At 55.8% G+C, this 22,706-nt stretch carries 20 protein-coding genes; 8 read left to right on the top strand and 12 right to left on the bottom strand.

Annotation, left to right across the window (positions count from 1 at the left end; translation table 11 throughout):
- Positions 1 to 65: 65 nt before the first annotated feature.
- Positions 66 to 1,145: an NAD(P)-dependent alcohol dehydrogenase gene (locus RO22_RS05425; protein ID WP_035559355.1), complete on the bottom strand. Its 1,080-nt coding sequence runs from the start codon at positions 1,143 to 1,145 to the stop codon at positions 66 to 68.
- A 205-nt stretch (positions 1,146 to 1,350) separates the two neighbouring features.
- Here RO22_RS05425 and RO22_RS05420 point away from each other — a divergent pair, with 205 nt between their 5' ends.
- The gene (locus tag RO22_RS05420) at positions 1,351 to 2,817 is read left to right on the top strand and encodes a DASS family sodium-coupled anion symporter (protein ID WP_041157793.1); all 1,467 of its coding nucleotides are present in this window, start codon (positions 1,351 to 1,353) and stop codon (positions 2,815 to 2,817) included.
- A 124-nt stretch (positions 2,818 to 2,941) separates the two neighbouring features.
- Here the strand turns inward: RO22_RS05420 and RO22_RS05415 are convergent, their stop codons facing one another.
- From RO22_RS05415 to RO22_RS05395, 5 genes are all read right to left on the bottom strand, one after another.
- A complete protein-coding gene (locus tag RO22_RS05415) occupies positions 2,942 to 3,127 on the bottom strand; it encodes a CsbD family protein (protein ID WP_041157792.1) in 186 nt (61 codons plus the stop codon).
- 137 nt (positions 3,128 to 3,264) lie between these two features.
- Positions 3,265 to 4,311 carry a DUF2955 domain-containing protein gene (locus tag RO22_RS05410; RefSeq protein ID WP_041158117.1) on the bottom strand — a complete coding sequence of 349 codons (1,047 nt, stop codon included), beginning with the start codon at positions 4,309 to 4,311 and terminating at the stop codon, positions 3,265 to 3,267.
- A 31-nt stretch (positions 4,312 to 4,342) separates the two neighbouring features.
- Positions 4,343 to 5,404, bottom strand: a complete 1,062-nt coding sequence (locus RO22_RS05405; RefSeq protein ID WP_041157791.1) for an HlyD family secretion protein — start codon at positions 5,402 to 5,404, stop codon at positions 4,343 to 4,345.
- A 246-nt stretch (positions 5,405 to 5,650) separates the two neighbouring features.
- The gene (locus RO22_RS05400; RefSeq protein ID WP_041157790.1) at positions 5,651 to 6,160 is read right to left on the bottom strand and encodes a porin family protein; all 510 of its coding nucleotides are present in this window, start codon (positions 6,158 to 6,160) and stop codon (positions 5,651 to 5,653) included.
- Positions 6,161 to 6,236: 76 nt separating this feature from the next.
- Entirely contained in the window at positions 6,237 to 7,157 is a 921-nt protein-coding gene (locus tag RO22_RS05395) for an EamA family transporter (RefSeq protein ID WP_041157789.1), read from the bottom strand.
- A gap of 190 nt (positions 7,158 to 7,347) precedes the next feature.
- Between RO22_RS05395 and RO22_RS05390 the strand changes: the two genes are divergently transcribed.
- Positions 7,348 to 8,532: an acetate/propionate family kinase gene (locus RO22_RS05390; protein WP_041157788.1), complete on the top strand. Its 1,185-nt coding sequence runs from the start codon at positions 7,348 to 7,350 to the stop codon at positions 8,530 to 8,532.
- Positions 8,529 to 10,709, top strand: coding sequence for a phosphate acetyltransferase (gene pta, locus RO22_RS05385; RefSeq protein WP_041157787.1), 2,181 nt, complete (start codon positions 8,529 to 8,531; stop codon positions 10,707 to 10,709). The genes RO22_RS05390 and pta overlap by 4 nt, the downstream gene beginning before the upstream one ends.
- Before the next feature lie 88 nt (positions 10,710 to 10,797).
- Here the strand turns inward: pta and cyoE are convergent, their stop codons facing one another.
- The 6 genes from cyoE to RO22_RS05355 all read right to left on the bottom strand — a co-directional run bounded on the left by cyoE (position 10,798) and on the right by RO22_RS05355 (position 16,736).
- Positions 10,798 to 11,721, bottom strand: a complete 924-nt coding sequence (cyoE, locus tag RO22_RS05380) for a heme o synthase (protein ID WP_009287204.1) — start codon at positions 11,719 to 11,721, stop codon at positions 10,798 to 10,800.
- Entirely contained in the window at positions 11,679 to 11,999 is a 321-nt protein-coding gene (gene cyoD, locus RO22_RS05375) for a cytochrome o ubiquinol oxidase subunit IV (protein WP_022520636.1), read from the bottom strand. Before cyoD ends, cyoE begins: the two co-directional genes overlap by 43 nt.
- 1 nt (position 12,000) lies before the next feature.
- Complete coding sequence (gene cyoC / locus RO22_RS05370) at positions 12,001 to 12,621, bottom strand: cytochrome o ubiquinol oxidase subunit III (RefSeq protein ID WP_009287203.1); 621 nt, start codon at positions 12,619 to 12,621, stop codon at positions 12,001 to 12,003.
- Positions 12,621 to 14,597 (bottom strand): cytochrome o ubiquinol oxidase subunit I, encoded by a 1,977-nt coding sequence (gene cyoB / locus RO22_RS05365; protein WP_041157786.1) that lies wholly within the window; start codon positions 14,595 to 14,597, stop codon positions 12,621 to 12,623. Before cyoB ends, cyoC begins: the two co-directional genes overlap by 1 nt.
- 3 nt (positions 14,598 to 14,600) lie before the next feature.
- The gene (gene cyoA, locus RO22_RS05360) at positions 14,601 to 15,608 is read right to left on the bottom strand and encodes a ubiquinol oxidase subunit II (protein ID WP_027959877.1); all 1,008 of its coding nucleotides are present in this window, start codon (positions 15,606 to 15,608) and stop codon (positions 14,601 to 14,603) included.
- Between the two features lie 345 nt (positions 15,609 to 15,953).
- Entirely contained in the window at positions 15,954 to 16,736 is a 783-nt protein-coding gene (locus RO22_RS05355) for a DeoR/GlpR family DNA-binding transcription regulator (protein ID WP_022520638.1), read from the bottom strand.
- A gap of 310 nt (positions 16,737 to 17,046) precedes the next feature.
- Here RO22_RS05355 and RO22_RS05350 point away from each other — a divergent pair, with 310 nt between their 5' ends.
- From RO22_RS05350 to RO22_RS05330, 5 genes are all read left to right on the top strand, one after another.
- Positions 17,047 to 17,892 (top strand): outer membrane protein OmpK, encoded by an 846-nt coding sequence (locus tag RO22_RS05350; RefSeq protein ID WP_022520639.1) that lies wholly within the window; start codon positions 17,047 to 17,049, stop codon positions 17,890 to 17,892.
- A 36-nt stretch (positions 17,893 to 17,928) separates the two neighbouring features.
- Complete coding sequence (locus tag RO22_RS05345; protein WP_009287198.1) at positions 17,929 to 19,212, top strand: NupC/NupG family nucleoside CNT transporter; 1,284 nt, start codon at positions 17,929 to 17,931, stop codon at positions 19,210 to 19,212.
- Positions 19,213 to 19,297: 85 nt separating this feature from the next.
- Positions 19,298 to 20,092 (top strand): deoxyribose-phosphate aldolase, encoded by a 795-nt coding sequence (deoC, locus tag RO22_RS05340; protein WP_009287197.1) that lies wholly within the window; start codon positions 19,298 to 19,300, stop codon positions 20,090 to 20,092.
- Entirely contained in the window at positions 20,092 to 21,447 is a 1,356-nt protein-coding gene (gene deoA, locus RO22_RS05335) for a thymidine phosphorylase (protein WP_027959879.1), read from the top strand. The genes deoC and deoA overlap by 1 nt, the downstream gene beginning before the upstream one ends.
- The gene (locus tag RO22_RS05330; protein WP_027959880.1) at positions 21,444 to 22,688 is read left to right on the top strand and encodes a phosphopentomutase; all 1,245 of its coding nucleotides are present in this window, start codon (positions 21,444 to 21,446) and stop codon (positions 22,686 to 22,688) included. The genes deoA and RO22_RS05330 overlap by 4 nt, the downstream gene beginning before the upstream one ends.
- Positions 22,689 to 22,706: the final 18 nt, after the last annotated feature.

Genomic DNA, 22,706 nt, shown 5'->3' with positions numbered 1-22,706 from the left:
TGAGCTGAGCACACCTCCTACTGAAGAACAGCCTTGCTGCTGAACATCAATCTTAGCTTTGAACCTCAGGAGACCTCAAGCGCCACTTTCAATACGCCGTCTCGCTGGTGGGCGAAGAGATCGTAGGCTTCGACGATATTCTCCAGCGCATAGCGGTGGGTGACCATGGGCCCAAGATCCAACCGACCGGCGTCGATGATGCTCATCAGCCTGCGCATGCGCTCTTTACCACCGGGGCATAGCGAAGTGATAATCTTATGGTCGCCGAGGCCAGCACAGAAAGCGCTCAGCGGAATCGTTAGGTCTTGGGAGTAAACGCCCAGGCTGGAGAGCGTTCCGCCGGGTTTTAACACCCGCAGGGCGGATTCAAAGGTCTGTTGCAGGCCAAGCGCTTCAATCGCGGAGTCGACGCCGCGCCCGCCGGTGAGCTTGAGAATTTCCTCGACCACATCCACCTTGCGGAAATCCAGCGTTACGTCCGCGCCCATCTGCTTGGCCATGGCCAAACGCTCATCAACCCCGTCTACCGCAATGATCATCCCGGCCCCACGCAGCCGCGCCCCCGCCGTGGCGCATAGGCCAATCGGCCCTTGGGCGAAGACCACCACCGTGTCGCCGATTTTGATACCGGCGGCTTCGGCACCGGCAAAACCGGTGGACATAATGTCCGGGCACATCAGCACCTGTTCGTCGGTTAGGCCATCCGGCACTGGCGATAGGTTAGCCTGGGCATCCGGTACCAGCAGGTACTCGGCCTGGGCACCATCGATGGTGTTACCAAAGCGCCAGCCGCCCATCGGTTTATACCCGTGGCCGTGGTGGCCGCCATCTTGTGAGCAGCAATCATCCTGGCAGGCGTAAGAAGTAAAGCTGGGGCAAATGGCGCCAGCAATTACCCGCTGGCCTTCCTGGTAGCCTTTTACGTTGGCCCCCAGTTTTTCGATCACGCCCACGGGTTCATGGCCAATGGTCAGGCCACGCTCCACCGGGTACTCACCTTTCAGGATATGGATATCGGTGCCGCAGATCGTGGTGGTGGTCACGCGCATCAGGGCATCGTTGGGGCCAATCTCGGGGATGGGTTTATCGTCAATTTCGATACGGCCGGGTTCAACGAAGATGGCCGCTTTCATCATGGTAGGCATGGGTCGCTTCCTCAGTGAGGGGAGTCAATGGCACCTCACCATTAAGGCATAGTTGGAAGCGGAAATGATTGCGCTAGATCAAGCTTCGAATTGACGTGAGGCAAGTTGCCAAGCGCCCATCCGCTCTAGACTTAAGTAGCCACTCAAGCACTGCTTTATTGCCTGTGAGCGTACCGCAGCCACCTACTTACTATAGGGTTCCACGATGCCGACGCTACCTTTCAAGCCCTTGCCAACCGCTATTGCGGTGGCGATCACTCTACTGATATGGCTGGCTATTCCACTGCCGGAGGGTCTCACTTCGGACGCTTGGCTGATGCTGGCAATTTTCGTGGGGACGATTGCCGCGATTATTGGTAAGGCAATGCCCATAGGGGCCATCTCAATTATTGCCATTGCGATTGTGGCGGCGAGCGGGGTGACCAGCGACAACCCAGGTACCGCCATTAACGATGCTTTAAGCAGCTACTCCAACTCGCTGATCTGGTTAATTGCCATCTCGATTATGATCTCTCGGGGGCTAATCAAGACAGGGCTAGGAGCCCGCATCGGTTACTATTTTATCTCCATCTTCGGCAAGAAGACGCTGGGGATCGGCTATAGTTTGGCGTTTTCAGAGCTTTGCATTGCACCGGTTACTCCCAGCAATACCGCTCGCGGCGGCGGAATCATGCACCCCATCATGCGCTCTATTGCTAAAGGTTTTGACTCACGGCCGGAAGACGGCACTTCGAGCAAAATCGGCAAATATTTGGCACTGGTGAACTATCACAGCAACCCGATTACTTCAGCAATGTTTGTCACTGCCACTGCTCCCAACCCACTGACCGTGGAGCTAATTTCCATCGCTACAGGGGCGGAAATCCAACTGAGCTGGATGACCTGGGCGCTCGCCATGCTACTTCCTGGTTTGGTCGCCATTCTGGCCATGCCCTATATTCTTTACCTGCTTTATCCACCGGACATTAAACAGACTCCACACGCCACGCAGATGGCACGGGACAAACTTGCCGAAATGGGGAAGATCAGCCGGGATGAAGGCATTATGCTGTTTGTCTTCTTGGTACTATTGCTGCTGTGGGCAGATATACCGGCGCTATTTATGGGCGACTCGGTCACCCTCAATACCACCACCTCCGCGTTTATTGGGCTATCGATACTGCTGCTGACCGGCGTATTAACCTGGGATGATGTACTGGCAGAAAAGAACGCTTGGGATACCCTGCTCTGGTTCGGCGCCCTAATTATGATGGCGACCCAGCTCAACCAGACGGGCTTGATCGATTGGTTTTCCACCAATATGCAAGACTGGATCACCATGATGGGCATCGGCTGGATGGGAGCATCGGCCTTGCTAGTGCTGACTTTCCTCTACACTCACTACTTCTTTGCCAGCACCACCGCACATATTACTGCCATGATGGCGGCTTTTCTTACCGTTGGGTTAACACTCGGCGCACCGCCCATGCCGTTTGTGCTTATCATGGCCGCCACCTCCTCCATCATGATGACCTTAACTCACTACGCCACTGGCACGTCGCCCGTCATTTTTGGGTCGGGCTACCTAACGCTGGGCGAGTGGTGGAAAGCGGGCTTTATTATGAGCGTGGTCAATCTTGTGATCTGGGTAGTTGTCGGCGGTTTGTGGTGGAAATTACTGGGTCACTACTAAGGAAGGCTTTCAAAGCTATTGCCCAATGCTTCAGTACTGAAGGTGAGATACAGTAATTTCCGAGCTCATAAACACCAACAGGGGGCCGAAGCCCCCTGTTGGTATCAGTATTCCATAACTAGCACTAGCGCTGTTTTTTCTGGCTCTCCTTGGCATCGCCTTTGCCTTTTTGCAGTTCGCCTTTCGCCTGCTGGGCCTTACCTTTGGCTTCTGTTTTGCTGCTACCCGTTGCCTTGCCCGCGGCTTCTTTCACTTTGCCTGCTGCTTTATTGGCCGTTCCTTTCGCTTTATCTTCTTTACCAGTTGCCATGACGAACACCTCTAATCCGTTAGTAGGGAAAGCGCCGTATGAGAAAGGTGCCAATAGCACGGCTAATCACATGTCGGCACACTCATCAGAGTAGCCTGTATTAAAAAAGTTGCGCTGATTTATTGATGTCAGGATTTTTATGGCCGGCTGCTTACGGGTAACCGCGTTGGCGTCCAGCGGTTTAACACAACGTGTAAGCAAGCCATGGTCAGCAGTGTGAGGGTCAGTGCAACACTCATTGACGAGAACCGATAGAGCGCGCTGTACACCAGATCCTGCTGCGGGCCTAGCGACTGGCCAAACAAAATTCCCAGGGTGGTCAGCCCACCAAAGCCGATCCCCGAACCTCCCCCTTCATGAATATGCTCACGCGCGAAAAGCATTAACCCCAGCCAGTAGAGCAACACCACCAGCAAAAAATGGTGGCTCTGGGTATATAGCAGCAACTGCATGAGCAGCGCCAAATTGCACCCCAGTAGCGTTCCTACGGCGCGTTTGGCGGCGGATACTTTCGCTCCAGAGTACCCCAGCGTAAACAGCACCAGGATGGTGGCCATCTGCGCAGAAAGTGACCCTTGCAAGTCGAACATCTGAAACACCACAAACGAGAGCGTGGCGGTTAATCCTCCAATGAGGGTTTCATGGCGAATTTGCGAAGATGTCTTGGTGGCCCTCGGTGGTGGCTGACGGGCTTCTACATCGGCAAACAGCGTATGCATCAGCATGGCAATAAACACTGCTAAACCACTGGCAACCAGGTTACTGGCCAGTAAATCGCTCAAGTCCACATTAGGGTAGCTGGCGAAGTGCAGCAGAATACTGAGTGTCAGCACGCCATTGGCGCCAAACAGAAACAGCGGCCCTTTCGCCATCAGATTAAAGCGAAACAGAAAGATGCCCAGCACCACCAGGGTCATCACTACCGGCATATGTTTGAGTAACCCCACCACCAGGCTGACTTCGAGCACGTTGATCGATACATTGGCTAAAAACTGACGAATGATATGCCCATTGAGTACCGGCACCATACCCAGTAAAAACATCGGGAAAACGGTAAAAAACACACCGTAGTTCCAGCCCATCAGTTGGCTAACTATAAACCCCAGCGTACCGCCCCCGGCCACTCTAAGGCACTGACGCAAGCCATTCTTTGAGAGTTCGGGCTTGCGCTTGGTGGCCGCCATGCCAGGGGATCGCGAGCTGGCCAAGCTTTTTTTAATACACATAGTGCAACCAGCTAATGAGATGTGCCTGTAACCATACAAAAGGCTTGGCCAGGGCAGTATCACCGGGCTGAAGCTGTACCGTGGCACGGGCGCCGCTGGGTAATAAGTTCGCGATTGGCTGAGTGAGCGCCAGGTGTACGCGCATACGCTGGGCATCGCGCACCCAACGATCAGTGGTGGGAATATCGGCCAGTTGCCCATCGGCAGCCAACTGCCCTTCGCGGACACCGGCATCCATGGCGAGAACTTGGGCATCAAATACATGGCCGGGCCAGGCATCAAACACTATTTTTGCTGCATCGCCGGGCGCCACATGGCGCAAACTCTTTTCACGAAAATCGGCAATGATATCGACCGCATCCGCCACTACCGCTACCGCGGGCTGTCCCGCCTGAACATAGTCACCAACCTCTAGCTGCAGGTTGGAAACACTCCCGGCTTGTGCGGCGCGCACCTGAGTATGGGCAAGATCCAACTGCGCTTGGGAGAGCGCGTTTTCCGCTTGGCGCAAACGCAGGTTCGTTTCGCCGGCATCGCCCAATTGCACTTCCAGGCTGACTATTTTAGCCCTGGCTGCCGCCACACTGGCCTGTGCGGTACGCTCAGCAGCCACCTGCTGCTCATATTGTTGGCGCGATACGCTCTGCTGCGCCACCAGGGTTTCGGCACGACGTAGCTCGCCCCGACGTTCGGCTGCCGTCGCTTCAGCGGATGCCAGCTCCGCTTGGGCAGAGGTAAGCTCCGCTTCCAACTGGGCATTCTCTCGCTCGGCCTGTTCGCGATTAAGTTGCGCCTGCTCAACGGCTAAACGAAACGGCGTCGGGTCGATCTGAAACAGCACATCACCTTTAGCCACATGTTGGTGATCACGCACCAACACCTCGCTCACTGGGCCACTCAGTTCGGGCGCTATACGCGTTACCGGCCGCATCACCCGCGATTCGGGGGTCATGGGCATAAAGCTATCGGCCACCAGAAAATAGATAAAAAGCAGTACAAAGGCAGCAAGGGCTATTTTCACCCAGCGGGCAAATGTTTGATCAGGGGTCATGCAGAACTCACTTGTTAGCCACCAAGCAACTGCTTGGCCAGCGCCTCTATACGGGCGCGTATCATGTAGGAAATAGCATAGGGGACTTTAGTCTAACAATTAATTAGCTTGCTAACAATATATATGTACTTATTCACTGCATCAACGCGCCATAACAAGTTATAAAAACAAAAAACCCCATGGCATAAAGGCCACAGGGCTGAGTACTGAGTGCTTAGTGATTCGCTACACGTTCAAGCCAACGATTTAGAACCGATAACGTAGACCAACGCTGGCCGCATCAAAGGTGTAGTCAGACTTATCCAGGTAGCGCATGTAATCGGCATTCACCGACAAATTGGGAGCTACGTCCATTTCAGCGCCGCCACCGTAGGAGAAGTCACTCTCCCGGTTATTACTAACCTCAACTTCCGTGAAGCCTGCTAAACCGTATAACCGCACTTCAGGCGCCACCGGAAAAATCCCTTTTGCATAAGCGCCAGCTAAATGATTCAGATCAGCGCCACCATCTGAACCGCCCGTGCCTAAATGCCCTTCCAGCGCAAAGTAGTCATTAAATTGAGCGCCGCCACGCAGGCGTAAGCCCACGTCATCACGGGAAGGGCCTCTGTCTGGATCCAGGCTCCAGAACATGGCATCGCCACCCAAGTAAGCTTGCGGATAACCGAAGGACTGTTGTGCTTGAGCACTCGTTGCAAATGCGCCTGCACCTACCAGGAGTACCGCCGATGTAAGTGACAATAGAGACATCTTCATAGCTTGTACCTCAGTTAAAAAACAGTGTTTCCTTACACTTTTGTATTGTGATTCATAACGATGAAGAACGCAAACTTTACCGCCCCTTGGATAAACTCAGCACGACAATGCCGCCAACGACGACTGCCCCACCAACTAACTGGCCGGGGCTGAGCATCTGCCCCAACACAAAGTAACCCAACACCAGTGAGGCCACCGGTTCGATATTCATCACCGGCGCGTTGCGCGCCATATCGAGTCGCGGCACAAAAATAAACAGCGTTGAGAACGCCGAGCCATAGAGCAGCCCGAGCAGCGTGAGCCCCAGCCAGCCAGTGCTGTTATCCGGCAAGCTCATACCCCCAGGTACCACTCCGGCGATGCCACCAATGATCATGACGATAAACACCGTTTGCATGGTCAACAGGCTGCGCAGCGTACTTCCCACACCCGCCAGGCGGTGTTCGGTGACCCACAGCGCGCAGGCAAAGACGAAGGCCGCCATCAATCCAAACCCAATGCCCGCGATCCACCCTGGCCCCATGCCATCGGCGCTGGCGATCCATGAAGGGATATCCAGCACCACCAGTAAGCCGATTAGAATGGTGCCCATAATCAGGCAACTGCGCAGCGTCGGTCGCGGGCCGCCCAGCGCCCAACTGAGCAGTGCCAGCTGAATCGGAAAGGTATTGACCAGTAGCAGCGCAATCACCACCGGTAGCCTGGCCACGGCCGAGTAGAGACTAACGCTCTGGATCGCGATCAGTAGCCCCACCGTTAATTGCCAAGGCCAACTCCCCGCAGGCAGCCAGAGCCGTTTTTTCTGCACGATAACGAGGGCCACTAAAATCAAACAGGCCACCCCCGAGCGCGTTAATACCGCCAGTAATAGCCCGGTGCCATTATCAAACGCCAGCCGCGCCGAGACATGATTGGCGGCAAACATAGTGGCCACGGTCATCATTAACAGAATGGCCAGGTGACGCGGCAGTAGTTTCGGCAAAGGGGACGCTGACATAAGAACAGAACGGCTCATTAAGGGAGTAAGAAGGTGTAAGGTTAATACGAGGCGTGTAGCCATCAATAGCCCAGCATGCCTCGCTTTTACATAGAAGGCTAACGAAATTCAGGCGCTGCTTTTCCGCAGCGCAGCATGCTAAACTAAAGTCTATCTCTTTGCTCACTAACCTCCTAGCGAAAAGGTTTTTATGAACGCACCGGTGCTGGTAATTAACTGCGGTTCCTCTTCGATTAAATACGCGTTGATTGACTCAGACCCTCAGGCACCGCGACTCGAAGGCATAGCAGAGCGCTTAGGTAGCCAGGAAGCACGCTTCAAGGGCAAAAACAGTGCCGGTGAGCGTTTTACACAGCCACTTCCTGAGGCTGACCATACCCAAGCGCTTAACGCCATTCTTGAGCGTATGGAGGGACGATTACCAGCGGCGGTGGGCCATCGCATCGTGCATGGCGGCGAGCATTTCACCCAAGCTGCACTTATCGACGATAGCGTCATCGCGGCTATCCAAACCACCGCGGCGCTTGCCCCTCTGCATAACCCCGCGAATTTGGCGGGTATTGCAGCGACCCAGCACGTTTTTCCGGAGCTGCCCCAAGTGGCCGTGTTTGATACCGCTTTCCACCAAACCATGCCGCCGCGTGCTTACCGTTACGCTCTGCCTGAAAGACTCTACGCTGAGCATGGCATTCGCCGCTATGGCTTTCACGGCACCAGCCACGCTTACGTTAGCCAGCGTACCGGTGAACTGAGTAGCCGTGGTGCAGGCGGCTGGCTGACCGCTCACCTTGGCAATGGCTGCTCCACTAGCGCGGTTTGGAACAATCAAAGCCAGGATACCAGCATGGGCCTAACGCCACTGGAAGGCTTGGTGATGGGCACCCGCAGTGGCGATGTTGACCCTGGTCTGCACGCCCACCTGCACCGTCAACTAGGCTGGTCGTTAGACAAAATTGATGACGTGCTCAATAAAGAGAGCGGCCTACTGGGGCTTTCAGGCTTAACCAACGATATGCGCGAAATTGAGGAGGCCTCCGAACAGGGCCACGCCACTGCTCAGTTGGCAATAGAAGTATTCTGCTACCGGATCGCTAAATCTCTGGCGGGGCTCTCCTGCGCCCTGCCCCAGCTTGATGGGGTTATTTTCACCGGCGGTATCGGCGAAAACTCGCCGATTGTACGTCGCCGTGTGCTCGCCCTATTGCCCCACTTCGGCTTTGCGCTGGATAACGACGCTAACGAAGCGACTATCCGCGGCAAAGAGGGCAAGCTGGATAGTGCCAGCCATGAAGGCCCCCAGGTGTGGGTGATCCCTACCGATGAAGAAGGCCGCATTGCCATGGAAACCCGCCACTGCCTAGAGACACGTGTATGACTCACCCCGACCAGCCACAAGCGATTCTGTTAGTGCCTACCAGCCAGGGCGTCGGGCTTACCTCCGCCTGTCTGGGGTTAATTCAAGCGCTGGATACCATCGGTCTGAAAGCCGGGTTTTTAAAGCCGTTTATGCAGAACGAGCTGAACGGCCCAGGCCTGGATCGATCCACCGCATTGGTTTCCCGGGCACTCAATCAGCGCCCACCGTCACCGATTTCCCAGGCTCGCCTGGAGCGTTTGCTGCGCGACGACCAAATCGATGAACTGATGGAAAATGCCGTCGAGCTCTATGAACAGGTTGTTCAACAGGCCCACCGCGATGGCAGTACCCTAGACCTAGTCGTGGTAGAGGGCGTAGTGCCCACCCAGCACACCACCTACGCCACCCAAACCAACGCCCAGCTCGCCAATGCGCTTAATGCACGGATTATTCTTGTTGGATCGGGTGATTTAAACGAGCCCCAGGCGCTGGCCGAGCAGCTTGATATGCACGCCCGCAGCTTTGGTGGGGTTAGCTCCAGCCGCACGTTGGGCGGCATTTTGATGCGCATGAAAAATCTGCCCTACGCGCAGGAAGATGATCTTTCTGCAGCACCGGGCACCTTCAAACCGCAGTTGGAAGAGTCAGTGCTCGCTGAGCTGCGCCAGTACTCCCCCGCCCTGGCGACCGATAAATTCCACCTGATTGGTGTGGTGCCTTACAGCAAAACGCTTAGCGCCCCGCGCACCCTGGATGTGGCCCGGGCGCTTAATGCCAAGTTGTTGAACGAAGGCGAGTCGGCCAGCCGTCGGGTACTCTCCACCAGCCTCTGTGCCCGCAGTGCTGCCAACGCACTGCATATTTTCACCCCGGGTAGCCTGGTAGTGGCTTCCGGTGACCGCGATGATGTGGTGCTGGCCTCAGCGCTGGCGACCATGAACGGTATTCAGCTAGCGGGCGTACTGTTGACCAACGGCTTTATGCCCAACGACAGCATGATCGAGATGTGCCGCCCCGCGCTCAAAACGGGTCTACCGGTCTTGGCAGTAGAAACCGACAGCCTGACCACGGCACAGCACCTCAGCCAGCTAAGCAGTGAAATCCCTATGGACGATTTCGAGCGCGCCGAACAGGTGGCCCGTTACGTCGCAGCCCATATGGATCTTGAGTGGTTGAAAGCCCACCTGAGCAGCGGTTATACCCGCCGCCTTTCACCTTCAGCGTTTCGCCACCAGTTGGTTAAACTCGCCCAGCTGGCTAAAAAGCGCGTAGTTCTGCCGGAGGGGGATGAACCGCGCACCGTAGAAGCGGCAATAATCTGCCAGCGCCGCGGCATTGCCGACTGCGTACTGCTGGGTAAGCGCGACGATATCGAAAATGTAGCGCGCAACCGTGGGCTGACACTGCCAGAATCGCTGACGATTGTTGACCCTGAAAGCACCCGTGCGAACTATATTGGCCCGATGGTCGAGCGTCGTCGTGGCAAACTCAACGAGCTAACCGCCGAAGCGCAGTTGCAAGATAACGTGGTGCTCGGCACCATGATGCTGCAGTTAGATGAAGTCGACGGACTGGTTTCCGGCGCCGTACACACCACCGCCAACACCGTGCGGCCCGCCTTCCAGTTGATTAAAACCGCGCCGGAGTATAATCAAGTCTCGTCGATCTTCTTTATGCTGCTGCCCGAGCAGGTGGTGGTCTACGGCGACTGCGCGGTGAATCCCGACCCAGACGCTGAAACCCTGGCCGAAATCGCTCTACAAAGTGCCCGCTCCGCTGAAGCCTTCGGTATCGAGCCACGTGTCGCCATGATCAGCTACTCCACCGGCGACTCCGGCACCGGCGCGGATGTGGATAAAGTCCGCGAAGCCACCCGGATTGCTAAAGAACGCGCGCCGCACCTGGCCATCGACGGCCCGCTACAGTACGACGCCGCCGCTATCGAGAGCGTGGGCAAACAGAAAGCCCCCGACTCGCCAGTGGCAGGTAAAGCCACCGTGTTTGTGTTCCCCGACCTCAACACCGGCAATACCACCTACAAAGCAGTGCAGCGAAGTGCCCGCGTCGTGAGCGTTGGCCCCATGCTGCAAGGGTTGAACAAGCCAGTGAATGACCTTTCCCGCGGCGCACTGGTCGACGATATCGTTTACACCATTGCACTAACCGCCATTCAGGCCAGTCAGCGGGAAAGCTGAGTTACAGAAACTTTCCCTAGCCAATAAAAACGCCCCAAGCAGATAACTGCTTGGGGCGTTTTATTAACGGCTTAACGGTATGTGAGGGCTAAACCCACATCGGCACCATCGATTCCAGCACCATGACTAAACTCATCGCGGTGATGGTAAGGATAGAGACGCCAAACACCTTTTTGGCCCAGCGCACATCGTCATCTAAACGGTAGCCGCGCAGTGCCAAGTAGAGCCAGTAGCCGCCCATGGTCAGCGCCACGCACAGATATCCCGCGCCCGCTTGGCTGGCCAGCCCTAGCGCCAGCGAGGCGGGAATAAACGCCACAATGTAGCCAAGGATATGGTGTTTGGCCATTTTCACCCCGCGCACCACCGGCAGTACCGGAATCGATGCCCGTTGATAATCGGCGTAGCGGAAGATCGCAATCGCATAGGAGTGCGGCATCTGCCACAGGCAGAAAATCACCAGCAGCATAATGGCACCGCTGTCGAACTGACCGGTCACGGCGCAGTAGCCTACCACCGGCGGCATGGCGCCGGAGAGGCTGCCTACCAAGGTGCCGTACTCCGAGCGGCGCTTCATATAGAGGCTATAAAGCCCCACATAAACGCCCCAGCCAATGACCGCCAAGGCAACGGTTAACCCGTTGGTGCCCAGCGCCAGACACACCACCCCCGACACACCCAGCAGCGCCGAAACGCCCAGTGCCTGGGTAATAGAGATGCTGCCTCTTACCAGGGGGCGATGGCGCGTACGCGCCATCAATGCATCAATATCGCGGTCAATAACGTTGTTACACGCACAGCCTGACGCGATGATTAATGCAATCCCCACCATGACCGAGACAAAGCTGAGCCACTCGAACTGCCCCTGGGCGGCGAGAAAATAGCCCCCCAGGGTGGCAATCAGGTTGCCGCCGATAATGCCCGGCTTGGTCAGCTCGAGCAGATCCCGCCAGCGGCTGGGCGCTGAGATTAGCCGATCATCATGTTGAGATGCAGATGCTGCATGATCCACAGCGAGCCTCCTACCACTAGGACGAGAATCGTCAGTGTGAAGACGAAGGACATCAGATTCCAGCCTTCGTCGGCTTTGGTACTCATATGCATAAACATGACCAGTTGCACCAGTATCTGCAACACTGCGGTCACGGCTATCACAATCACGGTAGCCAACACGCTAAAAGCGCCACTCATCACCACCGCAAAAGGGATAATGGTCAGTATCAGCGACAATACCAGTCCTGTCACATACGACTTAACGCTGCCATGGGCATTGGTTGAACTTGCACTCATCTCACAACACTCCCATCAGATAGACGAATGAGAAGACACAGATCCAGACAATATCGAGGAAGTGCCAGAACAGGCTCAGGCACAAAATCCTCGGCCGGGTCATATCGTTCAACCCTTTGGTGTAAAGCTGTACCAACATCACCAAAATCCAGATCATGCCAAACGTAACGTGCAACCCGTGAGTACCGACTAGGGTAAAGAAGGCCGATAAAAAGCCGCTACGGTCCGGACCGTACCCTTCATGGATTAGATGCTGGAATTCATAGACTTCCATCCCCAGGAAGCACAAGCCCAGTAGAAAGGTAATAATCAGCCACACTTTCACTTGGCCAACACGGTTGGCATGCATTGCCAAAACGCCCATACCGAAAGTGAAACTACTGATCAGCAGTGCAAAGGTTCCGAAAAGGATCAAAGGTAATTCAAAGATATCAGCGCCAGTTGGCCCACCCGCCGTGCCCTTCATCAGCACGGCGTAAGTGGCGAACAGTGACCCGAAGATCACCAAATCGCTCATTAAGTAGACCCAGAAACCAAACAATTTCGTGCCCGAGGCATCGTGATGCTCTTCTTCGTGCTCTACCGGGTGGTGCGAGCTATGATTTAGCGTATCAGTCGACATTACGCTTGCGCCTCCACGCGTTGTTGATGCTCACGTTCGATTCGCTCAACTTCAGCAGCGGGAACGTAGTAGTCGATATCGTCGTTAAATACCCGTGCCATAAAGCTGATGAATACACCCACGGCGCCGACGCCGGCTAACCACCAGATATGCCACACCAGCGCAAAGCCGATGACCAGCGCAAAGAAGCTGATAACTGGCCCGGCCACGGTATTACGAGGCATATGAATATCGGTATAGGGGGCTTCTTCAAGCTGCTCTTCGCTACGCTGCTTTTGCGACCAGAAGCTGTCGATATCGCCCACTTCCGGCAGACGTGCAAAGTTGTAGAACGGCGCTGGAGAAGAGGTTGACCACTCCAAGGTGCGACCATTCCAGGGGTCGCCGGTGACATCAGCGTTCTGTTTGCGGTCGCGAATACTCACCCAGAACTGGATGATGGTGCAGATAATGCCCAGCATAATGATTACCGCGCCTACCCAGGCCAGAATCATCCACGGCTGCCATTCGGGGTTGGCGTAGGACTGCATGCGGCGCACGGCACCAAAGAAGGCCAGTACGTAAAGCGGCATAAAGGCGACGTAGAAGCCGATAAACCAGCACCAGAACGAACGCTTGCCCCACTTTTCGTTCAAAGTGAAACCGAACGCTTTGGGGAACCAATAGGTAAGCCCCGCCATCATGCCGAACACCACGCCGCCGATAATAACGTTGTGGAAGTGCGCAATAACGAACAGGCTGTTATGCAACACAAAGTTAGCCGCGGGCACCGCCAGCATAACGCCGGTCATACCGCCTAGGGTAAAGGTGATAATAAAGCCCAGCGTCCATAGCACCGGCGAAGTGAGTTCCAGGCTGCCGCGGAACATGGTGAACAGCCAGTTGAACACTTTCACCCCGGTAGGAATGGCGATGATCATTGTCATAATGCCGAAGAAGGCGTTGACGTTGGCGCCCGCCCCCATGGTGAAAAAGTGGTGCAACCAAACCACAAACGAGAGCAAGGTGATCGAAATGGTCGCCCACACCATGGTGGCGTAGCCGAACAGCCGCTTACGGGCAAAGGTCGCAATCACTTCAGAGAACACGCCGAAGGCTGGCAGAATCAGGATATAAACTTCCGGGTGGCCCCAGGCCCAGATGAGATTGACGTACATCATCATGTTGCCGCCAAAATCATTGGTAAAGAAGTGCATACCCAAATAGCGATCCAGCGTTAGCAGCGCGATGGTCGCGGTCAAAATTGGGAAGGAAGCAATGATCAGCACGTTGGCGCACAGCGAGGTCCAGGTGAAGATCGGCATGCGGAACATCGTCATGCCTTTGGTGCGCATTTTAATGATGGTCACGAAAAAGTTAATACCGGTCAGCGTGGTGCCTATACCGGATATCTGCAACGCCCATATCCAGTAGTCGACCCCCACCCCGGGACTAAACTCGATCCCCGATAACGGCGCGTAAGCGAGCCAGCCGGTTTTGGCGAATTCGCCCACCACCAGCGAGATATTGACCAGTATCGCGGAGACCGCAAACAGCCAAAAGCTTAAGTTATTCAGGAAAGGGAAAGCAACGTCGCGGGCACCAATTTGCAGCGGCACCACCAGGTTCATCAAGCCGATGACCATGGGCATGGCGACAAAGAAGATCATAATCACGCCGTGGGCGGTAAAGATCTGGTCGTAGTGTTCGGGGGGTAAATAGCCCGCTGCATCCCCGGCGGCCATCGCCAGCTGGGTGCGCATCATTATCGCATCCGAGAAGCCGCGCAGCAGCATCACCAGAGCGACGATGAAATACATAATGCCGAGCTTTTTATGGTCAACGGAGGTAAACCACTCGTTCCACAGCCAGCCCCACTTACGGTAATAGGTGATTAAACCAAACAGTGCGATCCCACCAATGGCCATAAAGGCCGCGACGACCATGATGATCGGCTCGTGGTAGGGAATTGACTCTAACGTGAGTTTTCCAAACACGGCTTAACCTCCCACTTCTACGCTAGAGGAGTGGCTGCGCATGGCATTATCCTGACTAGCATGGTTGTTAGTGACATGACCTGATTCGGCCGCGTGATCGGCAGTCTTCTCATTTTCACCATCGTAGGAGTCAGCATGATCGCCGCCCATCTGATGCTCGCCGCCGGTATGGAAGCTTCGTAAGATGCTTTCATACAGCGATGGTGAGATGGCTGAGAAGTACTCAACCGGATTCGATTCGCTAGGTTCCGCCAACGCTTCATAACCTTCTGGGTAGGTCAGCGTTTGTGGAGCAGCGCGTACCGTTTCCACCCAGGCGTCAAAATCCTCAGGGTTGGTCACCTTGGCTTCAAAGGTCATGCCAGAGAAGCCCGCGCCACTGTAGTTGGTGGAACGACCAGGGTAGCTACCAATCTCATCGGCGATGAGATGGACATCGTTATCCATGCCCGCCATGGCATAAATCTGGCTACCAAGATGGGGGATAAAGAAAGCGTTCATCACTGAGCCTGAGCTGACCCGAAAGCGCACCGGTGTATCTACCGGAAAGGCCACTTCGTTAACACTGGCAATACCCTGCTCGGGGTAGATAAACAGCCACTTCCAATCAAGCGCCACCGCCTGTATTTCGATCGGCGCCACATCGCTTTCCAGCGGTTTGTGGGGATCAAGGCTATGGGAGGTCTTCCAGGTCAACAGGGCGAGCACCGCGATAATCGCACAGGGCACGATCCACACCACCGCTTCAATCACGTTGGAGTGCGCCCAATCAGGCGTGTATTTAGCCAGGCTATTACTACGCCGGTAACGCCAGCCAAACAGCAGCGTCATGACAATCACAGGAATAACTACAATCAACATTAGGCCAAAGGCGGTCAGAATCAGTGTGCGCTGCTCAGCGCCAATCTGGCCTTTTGGGTCTAGCAGCGCTGAACTACAGCCTGCTAGAAACAGACACAGCGCAAGGAGCACTAGAGTGCCTCGCCTGCGCCAAAGTGAGCGTCGTTGCATGGTGTGATCTCGTCAGAGGTTGTTTAAAACACTAGCTAGCCATGTCGCCCTTCTACATAGCAGGCTAACTACCACCCCATACTCTTCCCAAAACATGCTCTGCATGGCGCTCTTGAAAACGTGCTAGGAAAACGCTCTCAAGGACAGTGCACACGTGACGCTGGGCGCCATTGCTCCGGGAAAAATATGCGTCGCCGGATGGGAATTGGCGACGAGCCTCGCTGGCCTAAGCACTAAAGGCTTAAGCAGTTAAGACTAAAGTATTTTCTATTGATCGAGATCATGAAAGAAGTGGCGCATTGCCGCACCCAAGGTATTGACTGGGATGAGCAAGGGGGAAATCGCTTACGCCACTGTGACGGTGGGAACCACTATCTCAGGTACAACGCGGCCATTTTTTTTAAGCAACTGCGGGGCGCCCTCTTCGTCGGTAACCACCACATCAAAATCGTCCAGAGCAGCGAAATAGGCCGGGCGAACTACGCTGAACTTACTGGCATCTACCACCAACAGGCGCTGCATAGCGGTGGCAATGGCAGCCTGTTTAGGCGCCACTTCGTGAAAGTGAAAGCAGCTAACACCACGCTCTAAATCCACCCCTGCAGCGGAGATCAGCGCCTTATTAATGCCTAACCGCTCGATAGCAGCAGTCATATTGTCGCTACCGAATGACTGCGAGGTGGCATAAAACAGCCCGCCTAGTAGCACCAAGCGCACGTTGGGCAGGGCGGCAACGGCATTGGCAACATTAAGCGCATAGGTCACTACCGTCAGCTCTCGGAAATGACTTAACTGGCTCAGCAGCGGCATTAGCGTTGAGCCGCAGTCGATAAACAGCGTATCGCCCTCTTCTATGTAAGCTAACGCCCGCTGACAAAGCCGATACTTGGCCTGGTAGTGGCTAGCCTGCTGTTCGGTCAAGTCATAAATAGGCGTTACGCCAGGGTAGTTTGCCATCACTAGGCGCCCACCCAGCAGGCTAATGGCAGTATCCTGAGTCGTCAGATCGCGACGGATGGTCATTTCGGAAACATCGCATAGCTCTGCGGCATCGCGCAGATGAAGAGTACCGCCACTGGCAAGCGCTTCCTGAAGCTTGGCAAGGCGCAGCGCACTACGGCCATTCATGGTGGGCATCTCCTGGCAAACCCCTCTTGTTGTGATTTTCGCAACGAGAGCATCGGTGTTGCGTCCATTTTCATTTCTATGCTGAGCGAGCGGCGGCGTAATTTCCACTGCTACGACGGCTATTGGTGCTATTAGTGCCACAATGAGAGCCATATGACATTTAAATAGCGTTGATGTGACAACTCTTGCAAATCAACGTTAGAAAAATAACACTAAATGTTATAATTTTAACATTAACGCCAGCCCGCACGACTACAACCTCGGATAGCCACACCCAAGTGGCTCCGCGACAACCAATGTTGAGGCTCTCATGACTGCTCGTACACACTCTCGCCCCCCTTCGTCTAAGATCGCGCTTGGCGCTGGCGTATTAGGGGCCATACTCACTACGCCGCTAATGGCAGACGAGGCTGCTCAGTCGCATCCTCTAGATCGACTGTGGTCATTCGCCAACGTTTCGGTTAACTACCTGGACTGGTCAAACGGCACCGAGGCGCGCACCGCTTCCAACGCGGCGAAAAGCGACTTTATGTTTCTCGAAATCGAAGGCGGCGCTGGCTTTAGCTGGGGCGAGTTCTACGGCTTCTTTGATTTCGAGAACCCCACCAACGACCAGTTCGATGAGTCCAGCGGTGGTAAAGACAACTTCCGCACCGCGGGTAAAGTGACCTCACACATTTACCTGGGTGACAGCTCGCTGTCGATTTACGCCCACCTGTATGACTTCCGTGATTACGGTTATGACAGCCGCGAGCAGGATCAGATTCTTGGTTTGGGTTACCGCACTACCTTCGACAATGGCCTGTGGTTCAAGCCCTTTATCGGTGCTGCGCGGGTACAAAGTAACAGCTATACCGGCATGAACGGCTATATGGCAGGCTGGGTCGCGGGTTATGATTTCACTGCACTCAACCAGGACTTCAGCGTCACCAACTGGCACGAACAGACCTTTGGTCGCGACGATGAGTATCTGGAGCAGAACTACGTGGGCGATACAGCGGGCAGTGTAGGCACCAACGGTGCACTGAGCCTATGGTGGCATCCGAGTGATTTGATCACCACTGGCATTCAGTATCGCTACTCTGACAATAAGTTGGGCACCCCCAACAATTATCAGAATGCGATGATCTACTCCGTCAAGCTCAACTTACTATAAACGCGCTTCTTACTCGCGGACTCGAAGGATCTCCTTATGACACTCCTTATGAGCTTGGTGGGTATGGTCACTCTGGTGGCCATTGCCCTGATCTTCTCCTACGACCGTAAATCGATCCGGCTACGTACCGTGCTGGGCGCCTTTGCTATACAAGCGGGGATTGGTGCCTTTGTACTTTATGTGCCGTTTGGCCAAGCGGTACTACAGGCCATCTCCTCCGGCGTTAGCCAAATTTTGGTGTATGCCAACGATGGTATCGGCTTTCTGTTCGGCGGCTTAGCCGATGTGGATAATGTCGGCTTTGTATTTGCGATCAAAGTACTCCCCGTCATTATCTTCTTCTCCTCGCTGATCGCCGTGCTCTACTACATCGGCATTATGCAGTGGGTGATTCGCATCCTCGGTGGTGCCCTGCAAAAAGCCCTGGGCACCTCTCGCACGGAGTCGCTTTCTGCAACGGCAAATATTTTCGTCGGCCAGACCGAAGCGCCGCTGGTGGTGCGCCCGTTTATCGCCCGCATGACGCCTTCGCAGCTGTTTGCCGTTATGTGTGGTGGTCTGGCGTCGGTCGCCGGTTCAGTATTGGCGGGCTACGCCGCGCTGGGTATTCCCATGGAGTACTTGGTAGCGGCCTCCTTTATGGCGGCGCCGGGCGGGTTGCTGTTCGCCAAGCTGATCATGCCGGAAACCCAAGACGTTACCGACAGCGACAGCGTTACCAAGGTGGAAGAAGAGATTGAAGCCCTGGAAGATAAACCTGCCAACGTCCTGGATGCTGCTGCATCGGGCGCTACCTCGGGTTTAATGCTGGCCGCCAACGTGGGCGCGATGCTGCTGGCATTTATCGCCCTGATTGCCCTGATCAACGGCATCCTGGGTGGCATTGGCGGCTGGGTGGGCTTTGACTCGCTGAGCCTGGAGCTGATCCTGGGCTGGCTGTTTGCCCCGCTGGCCTTCCTGTTGGGTGTACCCTGGGAAGAGGCGACGCTGGCTGGCTCATTCATTGGCCAAAAATTAGTGGTCAACGAGTTTGTCGCCTACATCAACCTAGCGCCTTACATTGATGGGGAACAGGTGGTAGCTGCGACGGGTCAGATGATGACACCGCACACCATGGCGATCCTCTCTTTTGCGCTGTGTGGCTTTGCGAACCTCTCCTCCATTGCGATTCTGCTGGGTGGCCTGGGTAGCATTGCCCCTACCCGCCGCAAAGAGATTGCTCGTTTTGGCGTCAAAGCCGTATTGGCCGGTACACTGTCCAACTTGATGTCGGCCTCGATTGCTGGCTTCTTTATCGCCCTAAGTAACGTCACTGCTTAACGCAGCGGGTTTTACTGAAGGTGGCGGGCACTGCGGCTTTATCCGCAGTGCCCGTTTTTATCTTTTACTGATTTGTGAGAATTCCATGACTGCGACCGCCTCTCCCCATATCGTCCAAGCCGCCCGCCAAGCACTCACCCTCATGGATCTGACGAGCCTGAACGACAACGACACGGACAGCACCATTGAAGCGCTCTGCCAGCAGGTAAAAACGCCCTTTGGCACCCCTGCCGCGGTCTGCGTATACCCACAGTTTATTGTCACCGCCCAGCGTGCCCTTACGGCTCACAAGCTAAACGAGCAGGTGAAGATCGCCACGGTCACCAATTTCCCTAATGGCGACGACGACATTATGGCCGCCGCCCGTGAAACCCGCGATGCGGTTGCCTCCGGCGCCCATGAAGTTGATGTGGTATTTCCCTACCGCGCGTTGATGGCAGGCGACGAAGAGACCGGCCTTGAGCTGGTAGAAATGTGCAAAGCCGCCTGCGCTGGTCAAGCACTGCTCAAAGTGATCATTGAGTCCGGCGAGCTCAAAGAACCTGCGCTGATCAAACGCGCCAGCGAACTGGCCATTGAAGGCGGTGCGGATTTCATTAAAACCTCGACCGGCAAAGTAGCTGTTAACGCTACACTGGAAGCCGCAGAAATTATGCTCAAAGCCATCAAGGCCAGTGGCCAAGACGTTGGTTTTAAAGCAGCAGGTGGCGTCAAAACCGCCGAAGACGCAGCAGAATATTTGGCTCTTGCTAACGATATTATGGGCTCAGGCTGGGCGACGCCCGCTCACTTCCGCTTTGGTGCCTCTAGCCTGCTGGGTAATCTGCTGGCTACGTTGACCGGCAACACCAACGCGGCCACCACTGACGGAGGTTACTAATGTCTGCCAACGCGACTAAACACACCCTTCTTCCCCAGGAGCTGATTCGCCTAAAGCGTGATAACCAGCCGCTGCCCGCGGAAGAGATTAAAGCCTTTGTGCAGGGCATTGCCGATGATCGCATCAGCGACGCCCAAATTGGCGCCTTCACCATGGCCGTGTTTCTCAACGGCATGAGCCGTGAAGAAGTCGTTGCGCTGACCACCGCCACCCGCGACTCTGGCCACGTGATGCAGTGGAGCGATCTAAACCTGCCCGGCCCGATCGTCGACAAGCACTCCACCGGCGGCGTGGGCGATTTGGTTTCGTTGGTGCTCGGCCCCTGGGTCGCCGCCTGCGGCGCCTTTGTACCGATGATCTCCGGTCGCGGCCTGGGCCACACCGGTGGCACCCTGGATAAGCTCGAATCGATCCCCGGCTACGACCCCTACCCTGCCCCTGAGCGCTTCCGCGAGGTGGTGAAAACCACCGGCGTAGCGATTATTGGCCAAACGGGTGATCTCGCCCCCGCCGACAAGCGCATCTACGGCGTGCGCGATGTGACCGCCACCGTGGAATCGATTCCGCTGATTACCGCCTCTATCTTGGGCAAGAAGCTGGCCTCCGGACTGGATGCGCTGGTAATGGACGTTAAAGTCGGCAGCGGCGCTTTTATGCCTACGCCGGAAAAATCCCGCGAACTGGCCAAAAGCATCGCCAATGTGGCCACCCAGGCAGGCACGCCCACCACCGCCCTGCTCACCGATATGAGTCAGCCGCTGGCGCCCTGCGCCGGTAACGCCGTAGAGATCGTTGAGACTCTGGCCCTGCTGCGTGGCGACCGCCCCAACAGCCGCGTGATGCAAGTCACCCGTGAACTGGCCGTGGAAATGCTGATCGCCGGCAGGCTCGCAGGCTCACGTGAAGAAGCGCTTACTCAGCTTGAGAAGGCGCTAACCTCTGGCGCAGCTGCTGAAGTATTCGCCCGCATGGTGCACGAACTCGGTGGCCCCAGCGACTTTATGAAACGCTCCGAACACTACCTAGCCAAGGCCGAGGTAATCAAGCCGGTATATGCCGAGCAATCGGGTATCGTGCAACGCATCGATACCCGTGCGGTGGGCATGAGCGTGGTGGAACTGGGTGGTGGCCGCCTGCGTAACGATGCCAGCGTCGATCACAGCGTCGGTTTCACCGACATCGTCGAAATCGGTGAGAGCGTGGATAGCCAGCGCCCCATTGCCATGGTGCACGCCCGCAGTGACGCCGCCGCCGAGCGCGCCGCCGAACAGCTGCGTGCAGCGTTTACAATTGGCGAAGGTACGGCCAGCGCCGACACCCTGCTACAAGACACTTTCCGTGGAGAAGCCTTATGAGCCGCGCGATTGTACTGGTACTTGACTCCTTTGGGATTGGCGCCGCCCCGGATGCCGCGACCTTCGGTGATGAAGGCTCCGACACCTTGGGTCATATAGCCGCCGCTTGCGCCCGTGGTGAGGCGGATAACGCCAACCGTTCTGGGCCACTCAAGCTGCCCAACATGGCCAAGCTGGGACTATTTCATGCCCACCGCGATGCCACGGGCAGCGTTGCCGAAGGTGTCACGCTGCCGGATAGTCTGGAAGGTGCTTACGCCCACGCCAAAGAAATTTCCAGCGGCAAAGATACCCCTTCCGGCCATTGGGAAATTGCCGGAGTCCCGGTACGCTTCGAGTGGGGTTACTTTCTAGATAAAACCGACAGTTTCCCCCTTGAGTTGCTCGACGCCATCGTGCAAGAAGCTAATCTCACCGGCGTGATTGGCAACTGCCACGCCTCCGGTACCGAGATCATCGCCCGCCTGGGTGAAGAGCACGTCGCCACCGGCAAGCCAATTGTTTACACCTCGGCGGATTCGGTCTTTCAGATCGCCGCTCACGAAGAGCATTTCGGCCTTGAGCGGCTTTATAAGCTGTGCGAAACCGTCCGCGAGCTGCTGGAGCCTTATAACATTGGCCGCGTCATTGCGCGTCCGTTTATTGGCGAAGACAGCACCACTTTCGCCCGCACCGGCAACCGCCGCGACTACAGCGTTGAGCCGCCCTCGCCCACCGTACTGCAAAAGCTCGCCGATGCCGGTGGCGAAGTGGTCTCGATTGGTAAAATCGCCGATATCTACGCCCACTGCGGCATTACCCACAAGGTAAAAGCCAGCGGCCATGACGCACTCATGGACGCCACCCTCAGAGAGATCGAGCGCACCAACCAACGCGACGAAGGCGAGCGCGCCATGATCATGACCAACTTTGTCGATTTTGACTCGGTCTATGGCCACCGCCGGGACGTGCCGGGCTATGCCGCCGCGCTGGAAGATTTCGATGCAAAGCTGCCTAATCTACTGGCTGCGCTAAGCGAAGATGATCTGCTGATTCTCACCGCCGATCACGGCTGCGACCCCAGTTGGCACGGCACCGAGCACACCCGCGAGTACATCCCCATTCTGGTACATGGCCCCGGCTTTACCCCCGGCCCGCTGGGCGAGCGCGGCACCTTTGCCGATATTGGCCAAACCCTGGCCGACTTTTTCCTGCTACCGGCCATGGCCGATGGCAAAAGCTTTCTACCCGACGCCGCTTAACGACTAGCGCCGCTTAAA

The organism is Halomonas sp. KHS3 (genome assembly GCF_000830495.1).
GTDB lineage: Bacteria > Pseudomonadota > Gammaproteobacteria > Pseudomonadales > Halomonadaceae > Vreelandella > Vreelandella titanicae.
The sequence above is the reverse complement of the archived record's forward strand: the minus strand, read 5'-3'. Positions and strand labels throughout refer to the sequence as shown.

Coding starts and splice junctions, on each gene's coding strand:
- pta (WP_041157787.1), top strand. CDS start 8,529: ATGACTCACCCCGACCAGCCACAAGCGATTCTGTTAGTGCCTACCAGC.
- deoA (WP_027959879.1), top strand. CDS start 20,092: ATGTCTGCCAACGCGACTAAACACACCCTTCTTCCCCAGGAGCTGATT.
- RO22_RS05330 (WP_027959880.1), top strand. CDS start 21,444: ATGAGCCGCGCGATTGTACTGGTACTTGACTCCTTTGGGATTGGCGCC.
- RO22_RS05350 (WP_022520639.1), top strand. CDS start 17,047: ATGACTGCTCGTACACACTCTCGCCCCCCTTCGTCTAAGATCGCGCTT.
- RO22_RS05405 (WP_041157791.1), bottom strand. CDS start 5,404: ATGACCCCTGATCAAACATTTGCCCGCTGGGTGAAAATAGCCCTTGCT.
- RO22_RS05400 (WP_041157790.1), bottom strand. CDS start 6,160: ATGAAGATGTCTCTATTGTCACTTACATCGGCGGTACTCCTGGTAGGT.
- cyoD (WP_022520636.1), bottom strand. CDS start 11,999: ATGAGTGCAAGTTCAACCAATGCCCATGGCAGCGTTAAGTCGTATGTG.
- deoC (WP_009287197.1), top strand. CDS start 19,298: ATGACTGCGACCGCCTCTCCCCATATCGTCCAAGCCGCCCGCCAAGCA.
- RO22_RS05390 (WP_041157788.1), top strand. CDS start 7,348: ATGAACGCACCGGTGCTGGTAATTAACTGCGGTTCCTCTTCGATTAAA.
- RO22_RS05355 (WP_022520638.1), bottom strand. CDS start 16,736: ATGAATGGCCGTAGTGCGCTGCGCCTTGCCAAGCTTCAGGAAGCGCTT.
- RO22_RS05345 (WP_009287198.1), top strand. CDS start 17,929: ATGACACTCCTTATGAGCTTGGTGGGTATGGTCACTCTGGTGGCCATT.
- RO22_RS05420 (WP_041157793.1), top strand. CDS start 1,351: ATGCCGACGCTACCTTTCAAGCCCTTGCCAACCGCTATTGCGGTGGCG.
- cyoC (WP_009287203.1), bottom strand. CDS start 12,621: ATGTCGACTGATACGCTAAATCATAGCTCGCACCACCCGGTAGAGCAC.
- RO22_RS05425 (WP_035559355.1), bottom strand. CDS start 1,145: ATGCCTACCATGATGAAAGCGGCCATCTTCGTTGAACCCGGCCGTATC.
- cyoA (WP_027959877.1), bottom strand. CDS start 15,608: ATGCAACGACGCTCACTTTGGCGCAGGCGAGGCACTCTAGTGCTCCTT.
- RO22_RS05395 (WP_041157789.1), bottom strand. CDS start 7,157: ATGTCAGCGTCCCCTTTGCCGAAACTACTGCCGCGTCACCTGGCCATT.
- RO22_RS05415 (WP_041157792.1), bottom strand. CDS start 3,127: ATGGCAACTGGTAAAGAAGATAAAGCGAAAGGAACGGCCAATAAAGCA.
- RO22_RS05410 (WP_041158117.1), bottom strand. CDS start 4,311: ATGGCGGCCACCAAGCGCAAGCCCGAACTCTCAAAGAATGGCTTGCGT.